The sequence below is a fragment of the Dietzia sp. CW19 genome, from assembly GCF_014145265.1.
GTDB classification, from domain to species: domain Bacteria; phylum Actinomycetota; class Actinomycetes; order Mycobacteriales; family Mycobacteriaceae; genus Dietzia; species Dietzia natronolimnaea.
In genome coordinates this window covers 4,996-17,406 of the sequence record NZ_JAALEE010000464.1, presented here as the reverse complement: position 1 = coordinate 17,406, position 12,411 = coordinate 4,996, and the positions used below count along the sequence as shown (strand labels likewise).

The 12,411-nt window shown below is 68.8% G+C and carries 13 protein-coding genes; 6 read left to right on the top strand and 7 right to left on the bottom strand.

What is annotated here, in order from left to right:
• Both G6021_RS13475 and G6021_RS13470 read left to right on the top strand, forming a co-directional pair.
• Positions 1-686: acyl-CoA dehydrogenase family protein (locus G6021_RS13475; protein ID WP_277817949.1), on the top strand; the 686-nt coding region annotated here is incomplete at its 5' end.
• 10 nt (positions 687-696) lie between these two features.
• A complete protein-coding gene (locus G6021_RS13470) occupies positions 697-1,518 on the top strand; it encodes an inositol monophosphatase family protein (RefSeq protein WP_182641505.1) in 822 nt (273 codons plus the stop codon).
• A gap of 25 nt (positions 1,519-1,543) precedes the next feature.
• Here the strand turns inward: G6021_RS13470 and G6021_RS13465 are convergent, their stop codons facing one another.
• From G6021_RS13465 to hsaA, 5 genes are all read right to left on the bottom strand, one after another.
• Positions 1,544-2,740 (bottom strand): sulfotransferase, encoded by a 1,197-nt coding sequence (locus G6021_RS13465; RefSeq protein WP_179524544.1) that lies wholly within the window; start codon positions 2,738-2,740, stop codon positions 1,544-1,546.
• Positions 2,737-3,927 (bottom strand): hypothetical protein, encoded by a 1,191-nt coding sequence (locus G6021_RS13460; RefSeq protein WP_182641506.1) that lies wholly within the window; start codon positions 3,925-3,927, stop codon positions 2,737-2,739. Before G6021_RS13460 ends, G6021_RS13465 begins: the two co-directional genes overlap by 4 nt.
• A 68-nt stretch (positions 3,928-3,995) precedes the next feature.
• Positions 3,996-4,580 carry a 3-hydroxy-9,10-secoandrosta-1,3,5(10)-triene-9,17-dione monooxygenase reductase subunit gene (gene hsaB, locus G6021_RS13455; RefSeq protein ID WP_241730852.1) on the bottom strand — a complete coding sequence of 195 codons (585 nt, stop codon included), beginning with the start codon at positions 4,578-4,580 and terminating at the stop codon, positions 3,996-3,998.
• A gap of 102 nt (positions 4,581-4,682) precedes the next feature.
• Positions 4,683-5,582, bottom strand: coding sequence for an iron-dependent extradiol dioxygenase HsaC (hsaC, locus tag G6021_RS13450; RefSeq protein WP_182641504.1), 900 nt, complete (start codon positions 5,580-5,582; stop codon positions 4,683-4,685).
• Positions 5,583-5,615: 33 nt separating this feature from the next.
• Positions 5,616-6,791 carry a 3-hydroxy-9,10-secoandrosta-1,3,5(10)-triene-9,17-dione monooxygenase oxygenase subunit gene (gene hsaA / locus G6021_RS13445; protein WP_182641503.1) on the bottom strand — a complete coding sequence of 392 codons (1,176 nt, stop codon included), beginning with the start codon at positions 6,789-6,791 and terminating at the stop codon, positions 5,616-5,618.
• Positions 6,792-6,979: 188 nt separating this feature from the next.
• Between hsaA and G6021_RS13440 the strand changes: the two genes are divergently transcribed.
• The 4 genes from G6021_RS13440 to G6021_RS13425 all read left to right on the top strand — a co-directional run bounded on the left by G6021_RS13440 (position 6,980) and on the right by G6021_RS13425 (position 10,265).
• Entirely contained in the window at positions 6,980-8,203 is a 1,224-nt protein-coding gene (locus G6021_RS13440; RefSeq protein ID WP_182641502.1) for a Rieske 2Fe-2S domain-containing protein, read from the top strand.
• Positions 8,203-8,598, top strand: a complete 396-nt coding sequence (locus G6021_RS13435) for a hypothetical protein (protein WP_182611033.1) — start codon at positions 8,203-8,205, stop codon at positions 8,596-8,598. The genes G6021_RS13440 and G6021_RS13435 overlap by 1 nt, the downstream gene beginning before the upstream one ends.
• A gap of 70 nt (positions 8,599-8,668) precedes the next feature.
• Positions 8,669-9,730 carry a ferredoxin--NADP reductase gene (locus tag G6021_RS13430; RefSeq protein ID WP_182641501.1) on the top strand — a complete coding sequence of 354 codons (1,062 nt, stop codon included), beginning with the start codon at positions 8,669-8,671 and terminating at the stop codon, positions 9,728-9,730.
• 13 nt (positions 9,731-9,743) lie between these two features.
• Positions 9,744-10,265, top strand: coding sequence for a flavodoxin domain-containing protein (locus G6021_RS13425; RefSeq protein WP_182641500.1), 522 nt, complete (start codon positions 9,744-9,746; stop codon positions 10,263-10,265).
• Between the two features lie 41 nt (positions 10,266-10,306).
• Here the strand turns inward: G6021_RS13425 and dmpG are convergent, their stop codons facing one another.
• Positions 10,307-11,371 (bottom strand): 4-hydroxy-2-oxovalerate aldolase, encoded by a 1,065-nt coding sequence (dmpG, locus tag G6021_RS13420; RefSeq protein WP_182611030.1) that lies wholly within the window; start codon positions 11,369-11,371, stop codon positions 10,307-10,309.
• A gap of 5 nt (positions 11,372-11,376) precedes the next feature.
• Positions 11,377-12,321, bottom strand: coding sequence for an acetaldehyde dehydrogenase (acetylating) (locus G6021_RS13415; protein WP_182641499.1), 945 nt, complete (start codon positions 12,319-12,321; stop codon positions 11,377-11,379).
• Between the last annotated feature and the right edge of the window lie 90 nt (positions 12,322-12,411).

The window sequence follows — 12,411 nt, the reverse complement described above, 5'->3', positions numbered from 1 at the left end:
GCACGGCCCACCACGTCCTGGGCGCCGACACCGCCTCCACGCTGCTCGTCATCGCCATCTCGGGCGGGGGCGTGGGCCTGTTCGAGGTGCCGGCCGGCACCCCCGGCGTCACCGTGACCCGTGTTCCCGTCATGGACCCCACGCGGACGATGGCGCGCGTGGAGTTCGATTCCGTCACCGCGACCCCGATCCCGACCCGCCCCAGCTTCCTGGCCCGACTCCGCGCAGCGGGGTGGGCGGCGATCTCGGCCGAGCAGGTCGGCGCCGCGCGAGCCGCGCTCGAGGCGACTGTGCAGTACACGCAGGAGCGCACGCAGTTCGGCCGGACCATCGGCTCGTTCCAGGCCCTCAAGCACCGCATGGCCGACATGTACGTCAGGGCCGAGACCGCGGCGTCGCTGTCCTACTCGGCCGCGGCGATGGTCGCCGAGGCGCAGTCCCTCGGGGACGGGCCCGACTTCGACGACGCCGCCTACGCCGCGGAGATCGAGGCCGCCGCGGCCAAGGTGTACTGCTCCGAGGCTTTGCAGTGGATCACCGGCGAGGCCATCCAGCTCCACGGCGGGGTCGGGATCACGTGGGAGTACGACGTTCACCTGTACTTCAAGCGGGCCCACGGCACAGCTCAACTGCTCGGCCAACCCCACGAGATCCTGACGGCGCTCGAGGTGGCCGCGGGCCTCTAGAATCACCTGCATGAGCCCCTTCCCCGAGCACGGACGGACCAACGACCAACGACTCGCCGAGGACCTGGCCGCACAGGCCGGACGGCTGCTCACCGACCTGCGGGTGTCCCGTGTCGCTCCGGAGGAACTCGGCGACTTCGCCGAGGGGGAGGCCCGCGCCGTGATCCTGGACCGGCTCGCGGTGGCCCGCCCCGACGACCTCGTCTTCGGCGAATGGAACCCGGACTCGCGCGACCGCCTCGAGGCGGACCGCGTGTGGATGATCGACCCGCTGGACGGCGTGAGCTCGTACCGCACCGAGGGCCGCCCCGACTGGGCGGTGCACGTGGCCCTGTGGGAACGCGGCCCCGACGGCACCGGCGGGATCACCGCCTGCGCGATCGCCATGCCCGCGTACGGGCGGGTGATCACCGGCCGTGGTGCCACCACCTATCAGCCGATCTCCATCATCCGCGGGCCGCACCCCGGCCCGTTGGTCCCCCCGCGCGAGGACGACCGCCTGCGCATCGCCGTCTCGGAGGCCGATCCCCCGGCGTTCGCGGAAGAACTCGCCGAGACCCTCGGCGCCTCCCTCACCCGCCTCGGCTCGGGCGGGGGCAAGACCGCCACCGTGGTGGAGGACGAGTGCGACGCCTACATCCACACCAGCGGCCACCACCAGTGGGATTCCGCCGCCACGTACGGGGTGGTACGCCAGCGCGGACTGCACGCCAGCCGACTCGACGGCTCCGAGCTGGTCTACAACGTCGAGGAGAACGAGTTCCCCGACCTGCTCGTGTGCAAGGAGGACGTCGCCGACCGCATCATCGAGGCGGCGCGGGCGTACCTCTGACCTGGGTACCTCTAGTCCAGTACCTCTAGCCCTCCAGGCCCCGGTAGCCGTCGAACCGCTCGGCGACCTGGTCCTCGCTGAGCCCGTAGTCGGCGAGCGTGTAGCGGTGTGCGGGCGCCCGGTCGCCGGACAGACTCCGGGCGTTCTCCGCCTCGACCGCCTCGCGCACGCCCTCGTCGAGCTCGGTGCCCACCGCGGAGTACACCCGCTCGACCACTCCCGCCGGGTCCTCGATGAGCTCCCGGTGGTTGACGTCCACGAACGTCGCCCGCGAGCCCGGGTCGGCCTCGTGCCGGGCGCGCACCGCGTCGAACTCGGACACGCCCCGCGCCCACAGGTCGAGCTGCGAGGAGCCGATGTATTCCGGGGTGAACCGGGTCGACCAGTCCGCGGCGGTCCGGTGCGCCAGCGAGAACATGGACGCCATCGACTTCCGCGGATCGCGGTGCGTCTGCACCACCACGGCGTCGGGGTACACCTCGAGCAGCGCGTCGAGCGCGAACAGGTGGCTGGGGTTCTTGAGGACCCAGCGCCGCCCGGGGTCGTCCGCCCCGATCAGTTGGAGGTTGCGCTTGTGCCGCCGGTACGCGGGCACCCAGTCCACGCCCTCGAGCCAGCGCGAGTAGCCGTCGAGCCTGGCCAGGCACTCGTACGAGGCGGCCGTGGCCGACTGCCGGAGCAGCTGCCAGCACTCCTCCAGGTCGTCGGCGGAGATGTAGTGCACCCCTCCGTAGTCGGGGTTCTCCGACATGAACCCGGCGTACAGGTCACGCAGGCCGCGGTAGGTGGGATCGTCCTCCCACTGCTCCCTCGGCGGCCGGGGCTTGGGCACCTCGGTGAGCCACAGTTCCAGCCCCTGGTTGGCGGGGTCGGCTCCGAGGAGCCGGTGCAGCGCCGTGGTCCCGGTGCGGGGAAGCCCGGTGACGACGACGGGCCGCTCGATCTCGACGTCCGCCTGGGCCGGGTCCGCGGAGAAGCCCGCCTGTGAGACGAGCCGCGCCACCATCGCGCCCTTGAGCACGGAGCGCCAGTACTTGCTCCCCGCCGGGGTGAGGCCCGCGTCGGAGTGTAGGGAGTCCAGCAGCACGCCCAGCGCCTCGCGGTGGCGGTCCTCGCCGTCGCCGAAGTCCTCCAACCCGATCGCCCGCGAGGCGCTTGCGTGCAGGTCCTCGACGGTGCCGACGTGCACCCGCTCCGTGTCGCTCACGGCCGACCCGGTCATGACAGCCCCCTCCGCGCGAACGCGTCCTGCCGCGCGGCGATCCGCTCGCGCCACTGCTCGGCGGTCACCCGCTGGTCGTCGTACCCGGGTACCTCGTCGGCGAGCCGGTCGAACGGCACCACCTTCACCGAGGGGCCGAGCTCCGGCGTGACGGGCTCGCTCACCCGCTGCCAGCGGAACTGCATGATGCCCTCGCGGTGGCCCAGGGTCTCGATCCAGTTGGCCAGACCGGGATCGCGGTCGGCCACGACGAGGTGGATCATCCCGTCCGCGCCGACGTGCGCCTGGTCGGCGGTGAGGCTGGTCTGGTGGTGCACGTACTCGAGCGAGGCGTACCACATGCTGCCCAGCTGGAAGCCCTGGTAGGGCGCCCCGGCGACGGGCACCGAGATCACCATGGCCTCGTCCGGACCGAGCTCGAAGACGCCCGCGGAGGAGAACTGCGTGGTGAGGCCGCCGGGGGTCTGCCGCGGTTCGTTCAGTGTGTTGCGGACCTGGTCCCCGAAGAACCACTCGGGGAACGCCAGCCACGTCCGCAACCGCCCGATGAGCGCCTCGGCGAGCTTGGCGTAGAACTTCTCCTGACCGGCGAGCGTCACCGGCTCCGGCGCGGTGCCCACCGTGTCGACCCTCCGCAGGATCGCCGACCCGGCCACCTCACGGCTCCAGTCCGAGTAGACCTCGCGGACGGCGATCATGGACGATCCTGGGTGGAGCACCACGTAGGCGGCGTCGCCCTCGTCGTCGTCGTACCTCGCCGGTCCCAATCGGAAGCGATACCGGCCGTCGGCGTCGATCTCCAACGCACGGTCGTCGAACGCCGCGTGCGACGCGGCGCGCTCGTCGGCCGAATACGTCCCGGCCATGACCTGGAACGACAGGTCCGCCGTGGTGCCGCGCCGGCCCTCGATGACGTACTCGGCGCCGTCGGTGAGGTTGGCGTAGAAGTACAGCGTGTCCGGGTTGTCCAGGCCCATCTTGGTGTACGGCCCCGTGGCCTGGAACAGCTGCGGGTGACTGCGCCCGCGGTGTTGGCCGGTCTCGATGGCGCCGCGGATCGTCCCGAGCAGGTAGTCGAGCCCCTCCGCGACGTCCGCCTCGGTCCGCACGTGCGGCGCCGACCGGATGATCTCCTCGGCCTCGGCCAGGGCGCGGGCCAGCGGGCCGGTCGCCCCGGCCCCCTCCACCGGGTCCTCCTCCACCGTGCTCTCCCCCACAGCGCTCTCCCCCACAGCGCTCTCCCCCACCGTGCCGCTCACAGCCACGTGTAGGAGTCGGCGGAGGTGATGAAGTTCTCGAGCTCTTCCTGCTCGGGCGTCGGATCCACGACGTCTTCCTCGATACTCAGGTAGGCGCCGCGGTAGAACAACAGCGGTCGGACGTCCCGCTCCGTCGGTCCGAGGTGGGCGACCCGCCCCAGGACGATCCAGTGGTCGCCGCCGTCGAGGACCTGGTCGATCTCGCAGTCCAGCCACGCCATCACGCCGTCGATGACCGGCGAGCCGAGCGGGCTCGGCGACCAGTCGATCGAGGCGAACTTGTCGTCGCCGCGACGGCCGAACGTGGAGGACACGTCCTCCTGCTCCTCGGACAGGATGTTGACGCAGAACCTGCCGGCCGCCTCGATCCCCTTCCACGACCCCGACGTCTTCATCGGGCAGAACAGGACCAGGGGCGGCTCGAGGGAGAGCGCGGAGAAGGACTGGCAGGCGAACCCGACCGGCGCGTCGTCCCTGACCGCCGTGATGACGGTGATCCCGGTACAGAACTGGCCGAGCGCGTCGCGCAGTTCCCGGTTGGAGAAGCTCTGCCCCTCCGGGGGGTGGTCGGTGCTGCTCATCTGAAGTCGGTCCTCCCTGGACTCGGTCGTGCGCGGGCGTCATCGGGCGTCCCGGGCTCAGCTGGTCGACAACCCTGCTGCCCGGGAAACCAGCCTAGGCCTCTACTTGAAGCCGACGGAGAAGTCGTGGCCCCACAGGCTCACGGCCGTGGACTCCCGGGCCACCCAGTCCGAATCGTCGACCTGCACGCCCTCGCAGCCGTACTCGCAGTCGAACCCACCGGGCGTCTTCATGTAGAAGCTCAGCATCTTGTCGTTGACGTGCCGGCCGAGTGAGGCCGACATCCTGACCTTCTTGCGCAGTGCGCGGTCCAACGCGAGCCCCACGTCGTCGGCCGACGCCACCTCGACCATCAGGTGGATGATGCCGGTGGGGTTGGGAAACGGCGTGAACGCCAGCGAATGGTGGCGCGGGTTGCAGCCGAGGAAGCGCAACCACGCGGGCTCCCCGTTGGCCGGGCGTCCGACGATCTCCGGCGGCAGACTCATCGAGTCGCGCAGGGCGAACCCGAGGACGTCCCGGTAGAACTCGAGCGCCGCCACCTCGTCCGGGGTGGAGAGCACGATGTGGCCCGCCCCCTGGTCGCCGGTGACGAACTCGTGACCGTAGGGCGTCGGGATGCGGCGGTGCTGCAGCGCGATGGTGTGGTAGATCTCCAGCGTGAACCCGGCGGGGTCCTGGCAGGTGATCAGTCCGCGAACCCTGCGGTCCCGCTTCACCTCGTCCGGGGCGTCCTGCCAGGCCACCCCGGCCGCGTCGAGACGTCGCCTGACATCGTCGAGCTCCGCCTCGTTCGCGCACTCCCAGCCCACCGCGGCGAGCGCGTCCTCCGGTCCGGGGACGATGATCCACCGGTGCGGGTTCTCGTCCATACGGAAGTAGAGTGCATCCGGGTCGTCGCCCTTGCCCTCGACGAATCCGAGCACCTTGGTGCCGTACTCGCGCCAGGCGTCCATGTCGGTGGCGTAGATCCGCACGTATCCGAAGTTGCTTATTGCCATGCCAAGTCAGTCCTCTCGATCCGCTCGGGCGGATCAGACCATCGAATCCGTGACCTTTTCACCGAACTCGTTCTGTCCGTACATGATGTACGCCTTGGTCGCCTCGTTGGCCGCGTGCACCCGACCGGCGTTGGCGTCGCGCCAGAAGCGCTGGATCGGCGAGGTGTCCTCGAGCGCGCGGGCGCCGGAGTTCTGGAACAGCAGCCCGATCGCGTCGATCGAGCGCTGGGTGGCGCGGACCTGGTCCCGACGGGCGCGGGTGCGGATGTCCATACCCGGGACGTCGCCGGCCTTGATCAGGTCCATCTCCTCGCGGACGTTCCGCATGAGCTGCAGCCACGCGGCGTCGATGTCACCCGCGGCCTCGGCGAGCCGGACCTTCGCGAACGGGTCGTCCTTCACCTTGGTGCCGAACGCGGCACGGACCCGCGCGCGCTGGTGCTCGCGGTGCACCTCGTAGCACCCGAACGCCATGCCGACGATCGGGGTGGAGATGGTGGTGGGGTGGATGGTGCCCCACGGCATGCGGTAGATCGGGTTGGTGTTGACCTCCAGCCCCGGGCTGGTCGTGTTGGCCATGTCACCGAAGGACAGCACGCGGTGCGCGGGGATGAGGGCGTCCTTGATCAGGATGTCGTTCGACCCGGTGCCCTTGAGTCCGGCGACGTGCCAGACGTCGAGGATCTCGTACTGGGACTTCTCCACCAGGAAGGTGCAGAAGTCGATCATCTTGCCGTTGCCGTCCAGCACGGGACCGCCCACGAACACCCAGTCGGCGTGGTCGCAGCCCGAGGACCAGGACCACTTGCCGTTGAGGAGGAACCCGTCGTCGGTCTTCGTGGCCGCGCCCATCGGGGCGTACGACGACGAGATGCGGACGGTGGTGTCCGAGCCCCACACGTCCTCCTGCGCCTGCTGCGGGAACAGGGCCAGGTGCCAGTTGTGGATTCCCAGGATGCTGGCGCACCACCCGGTGGACGGGCAGGCCGTCGCGATGGTCATGGCGGCGGTGTAAAAGGCCTCCATGTCCGCCTCGTACCCGCCCCACTGGGCGGGCTGACAGAGCTTGAAGAAGCCGGCCTCGTCGAGCTCCGCGATGTTCTGCGGATGGACCCTGCGCAGGTCCTCGGTCTCCTGCGCACGCTCGGCGAAACCGGGCAGCAGTGCTTTGATCCGGTCGATGACCTCGTGGTTGGCGTGCTCGCTCATGTGATCCCTCTCTGGCTTTTGTGGGCCGCTTGGCCTTAGACTAGAACACGTTACAGTTTTCCACCAGACTGAACCGCCCGGAACTCAGGCTATGGCACCCCGTGCCAGCGCCGACAGGGATTGGTTGTGACCGGCATCCCGATTCTATAACCTGTTCTCATCCGGCTCACGCCCTCAGGAGGATCATCATGACCGCACACGGCTCGGCCCCCGGAGCTGTCCGCGAGATCGACACGGGCGAGACCCGGGATCGTTACGCGCGCGGCTGGCACTGCATCGGCACCGTCAAGGAGTTCAGCGACGGCGCCCCCCACTCCATCCAGGCCTTCGGCACCAAGCTGGTCGTCTGGGCGAACGACGAGGGTGAGATCAACGTCCTCGACGCCTACTGCCGGCACCTCGGCGGCGACCTCTCCGACGGCGAGGTCAAGGACGGCAACATCGCGTGCCCGTTCCACGACTGGCGGTGGGGCGGTGACGGCAAGTGCAAGGGCATCCCCTACGCCAAGCGCGTCCCGCTGCGCGCCAGGACCCGCGCCTGGATCACCAACATCCAGTCCGGCCAGGTCTTCGTCTGGCACGACCACGAGGGCAACCCGCCCCTCGACGAGGACGCGATCCCGGTCATCGCGGAGTACGGCACCGGCGAATGGACCGACTGGGAGTGGAACCGCCTCGTGATCGAGGGCTCCAACTGCATGGAGATCGTCGACAACGTGGTCGACATGGCCCACTTCTACTACATCCACTTCGCGTTCCCCACGTACTTCAAGAACGTCTTCGAGGGTCAGACCGCCACCCAGTACCTCAACACCAAGGGCCGGCCGGACCACGACCCGACGGGCGGCAAGTACGGCGACACCCTGCTCGAGTCCGAGGCGTCCTACTTCGGTCCGGCGTACATGATCAACCCCCTCAAGCAGATGTACGGGGACTTCGAGACCGAAGCGATCCTCATCAACTGCCACTACCCGATCGACCAGAACTCGTTCGTGCTGATGTACGGGCTGTCGGTGAAGAAGCCGGCGGGCTTCGACGACGCGACGGCCGCCAAGATGGCCGCGAAGATCGCCACCTTCTTCGGCGAGGGCTTCCTCCAGGACGTCCGCATCTGGCAGCGCAAGTCGCAGATCGCCAACCCGCTCCTGTGCGAGGAGGACGGTCCCGTCTACCAGCTCCGCCGGTGGTACGAGCAGTTCTACGTGGACCGCGACAAGGTCGAGCCCGAGATGCAGGAGCGGTTCGAGTTCGAGGTCGACACCACCGCCGCCAACCAGTACTGGGAGGGCGAGGTCGCCGAGAACATGCGCAAGCAGGAGGCCGGTGAGGCCGAGATCTCGGACGAGCAGACCCAGTACACCGGCATGGCCGAGGTCGCCGGGGAAGCGAGCGCCTCCCGCGCGGAGAAGTGATGTTCAAGCAACACGACTCGCGGCGCGCGCCCACCTGGGACGAGACCGACCCGGCGCGCGCCGCGCGACTGCACGGTGACACCGATCTGGACCGCGAGACCTACACCCGAGCGGGTTTCCACCCCGTCGAGTGCCGTGCGTGCGGCACCTGTGTGTCCGTCCGGAAGAACAGCGAGAAGCACACCTCCATCCAGTGGACCGCGAGCAGTGACCGCGCGTGCCCCGTCCTCGCCGAATGGCGGGACGGCGGCGAGCGGCCGCAGGGCGAGGACACCTGCCCCCGGATGCTCGCGAGCATCCGGTACGCCTACGCGGAGGGTCTGATCACCCTCGCCGACGGCGTGGATCCTGCTGACGCCGATCACATGGTCAACCCCCTGTACGTCCCGGAGTGAGACGTCCCAGAGTAAGACGTCCGGGAGTGATCTCCCGCCCCGCCGCATTCAAGCGATAGGCTCCCAATCCATGACCGCCACCCCACAACTCGGCTCTTTCGTGCGCGAACTCTCGATCGCCGAGGTGATCGAGGAGACCGCCGACGCCAAGTCGATCGTCTTCGAGATCCCCGCCGGTGCCGAGGAGGACTTCCGGTACACCCCCGGACAGTTCCTCACCCTGCGGATCCCCAGCGACAAGACCGGGTCCGTGGCGCGCTGTTACTCGCTCTCGAGCTCCCCCACCGAGGACTCCCGACTCAAGGTGACCGTCAAGCGAACGGTCGACGGGTACGGATCCAACTGGCTGTGTGACAACGCCGAGGTCGGCATGACCATGCACGTGCTGGCCCCGTCGGGCATCTTCACGCCCAAGAACCTCGACCAGGACTTCATCCTCCTGGCCGCCGGCTCCGGGGTCACCCCGGTCATGTCGATCCTCAAGTCGGCGCTCGCCCAGGGCACCGGTCACATCGCCATGGTGTACGCCAACCGTGACGAGAAGTCGGTGATCTTCAAGGACGAACTGCAGGCCCTGCAGCGGGAGAACCCCGATCGGCTCACCGTGCTCCACTGGCTCGAGTCGGTGTCGGGCATCCCCTCCCCCGAGATGATTGGCAATCTCCTGCACCCGGTGGCGGCCAAGCGCCAGTCGTACATCTGCGGCCCGGCGCCGTTCATGGAGACCGTCAAGGACGGGCTCCGCCGCTCGGGTGCCGACATGCACCTCATCCACACCGAGGCGTTCTCCTCGATCGAGGGCGATCCGTTCGCCGAGATCGTGATCGACGACTCGCCTGGAGACGACGGCGCCGGGCCGGCCACGGCGATCGTGGAGCTCGACGACGAGACCCACGAGATCTCATGGCCCCGCAACACCCCGCTGCTCGACGTCCTGCTGTCGAAGGGGATCAAGGCGCCGTTCTCCTGCCGCAAGGGCGAGTGCTCGGCCTGCGCCTGCATCCTCAAGTCCGGCGAGGTCGAGATGATCCACAACGGGATCCTCGACCCGGAGGAGGTCGAGGAGGGGTACGTCCTGAGCTGCCAGCTCCTGCCCAAGACCGATCGCGTCGAGGTCTCGTACTCCGAGTGACAGACTCCAGGGTGTGAACCACCCTGTCGTCGCCTTCACCTCCCGATACGGCTCCACTCAGAGGTACGCGGACGCTCTCGCCCAGAAGATCGGGACGCGCGCCGTGGATCTCGCCTCGATCGGGGACGCGGCCGCCGCCGACCCGTTGATCGTCCTCGCACCTCAATACGTCACGACGATCCTCGGTCGGCGACGCATCATCCGGGCGATCCGCTCGGCTCCGGGCCCCGCGGCCCTCGTCGTCGTCGCCCTGTCCCCCGCCGACGACCCCGGTCGCGGCACCCTCGCACAGAAACTCGTGGCGGCCTCCGGTCGCGAGGTCACCGTCTTCCAGTTGCGCGGCGACCTGGACCCGGACCGGCTGCGGTGGGTGGACCGCGTGCTCATGGCCGCGCTGCGCAGGGAACTGCGCAAGACACCGGACGAACCGATGGCCCGCCTCCTGCTCAATCGCGAGCGGGTGGAGTTCGTCGACGAGTCCACCCTCGGACCGATCGTGGACTGGGCGCAGGGGCACACCACGAACGGCACCTGACGGGACCGTCGACGAACTGCCGCGTTCTGTACTGATGCGGCCTAGACGCCCGCCTGCTCCTTCTGGATCTCCAGCGCGATGTCGATCAGCTGGTCCTCCTGTCCGCCCACCAGGCGGCGCTCGCCCGCGCGGATGAGGATCTCCGATGACGGCACGCCGTACCGGTTCGCGTGCCCCTCGGCGTGCTTGAGGAAGGACGAGTAACAGCCCGCGTATCCGAGCATCAACGCCGACCGGTCGACCACGCACTCGGTCGGCATGAGCGGCCGCACCACGTCCTCGGCCGCGTCGGCGATCTTGAAGAAGTCCACGCCGGTGGTGATGCCGAGCTTGTCGCACACGCCCACCAGCGCCTCGACGGGTGTGTTGCCGGCGCCGGCGCCGAAGCGGCGGGTCGAACCGTCGATCTGTTGCGCGCCGGCGCGGATGGCCATGATCGAGTTCCCGACGCCCACGTCGAGGTTCTCGTGCCCGTGGAAGCCGACCTGCGCGTCGTCGCCGAGCTCCGCGACCAGCGCGGCGACCCGGTCTGACACCTGGTCCATGACGAGCGCGCCCGCCGAGTCGACGATGTACACGCACTGACACCCCGCGTCGGCCATGATGCGGGCCTGCTTCGCGAGCACCTCCGGGGGTTGGGTGTGGCTCATCATGAGGAACCCGACGGTCTCCAACCCGAGCTCACGGGCGTATCCGAAATGCTGGATCGAGACGTCGGCCTCGGTGCAGTGGGTGGCGACCCGGCAGATCGACCCGCCGTTGTCCCGCGCGGCCAGGATGTCGTCCTTGATCCCCAGTCCCGGCAGGGTGAGGAACGCGATCTTGGCCTGCGTGGCGGTCTCGGCCGCCACCTTGATGAGGTCCTGGTCGTAGGACTTGGCGAAGCCGTAGTTGAAGGACGCACCACCGAGGCCGTCGCCGTGGGTGACCTCGATGACGGGGACCCCGGCCCCGTCGAGTGCGGCGACGACCTCACGGACGTCGTCGACGGAGAACTGGTGCCGCTTGTGGTGCGAGCCGTCACGCAGCGATGAGTCGGTGATGCGGATGTCGAGTTCAGGGCTGTACGCGCGAGCGTCTGCGTTGTACGGGTTGGTCCTGTCCATGGTCCTCACACTCCGAGCGTGGTGGTGGGCTCGGTCCTGCCGAGCCGGGTCCGGGCGATGTCCTCGCCGACCTTGGTGGCGGCGGCGGTCATGATGTCGAGGTTCCCGGCATACGGCGGCAGGAAGTCCCCGGCCCCCTCGACCTCGACGAAGATGGCGACACGCGCCATCCCCCCGGTGATCTCGGTGGGCGGATCGAACTGTGGTTCCTGGAGCAGCCGGTACCCCGGCACGTACTCCTGGATCTCCTTCTCGCGCTTGCGGATGGCGGTGGTGATGAGGTCCTGGTCGGCGCCGGAGGGGATCGCGCAGAAGATGGTGTCGCGCATGATCATCGGGGGCTCGGCGGGGTTGAGGATGATGATCGCCTTGCCCCGCTTGGCGCCGCCGACCTTCTCGATGGCCAGCTTGGTGGTCTCGGTGAACTCGTCGATGTTCGCGCGGGTGCCCGGCCCCGCCGACTCGGAGGAGACCGAGGCGACGATCTCCGCGTACTCCACCGGGACGACCGAGGAGACCGCGTGGACCATCGGGATGGTGGCCTGGCCGCCGCAGGTGACCATGTTGTGGTTCGGCGCGTCGACGTGGTCGTGCAGGTTGGCGGGCGGGATGACCATCGGACCCACCGCGGCGGGGGTGAGGTCGATGGCGGTGATGCCCGCGGCTTCGTAGCGGGGCGCGTAGGCCTTGTGGACGTAGGCGCTGGTGGCCTCGAACAGCAGGTCGGGCTTCTCGCCTCCCGCCTCGATCGCGGCCAGCAGTTCATCGGCCCCGCCGGACATGCAGGTCAGTCCGTGGTCTGCGGCGCGCTTCATCCCCTCGGACTCCGCATCGATACCGATCATCCACCTGGGCTCGATGAACTCGCTGCGCTCGAGCTTGTACATGAGGTCGGTGCCGATGTTTCCCGACCCGACTATCGCGGCGGTGAGCATGGTCTTCTCTGTCATATCGACAGTCTCTCCACCTGTCTTCTCCGCCACAATCAGGCGTGCCGCTCAGCGGAACAGCTTGCGGGACGGAACCCGGAGTCGCCCGTC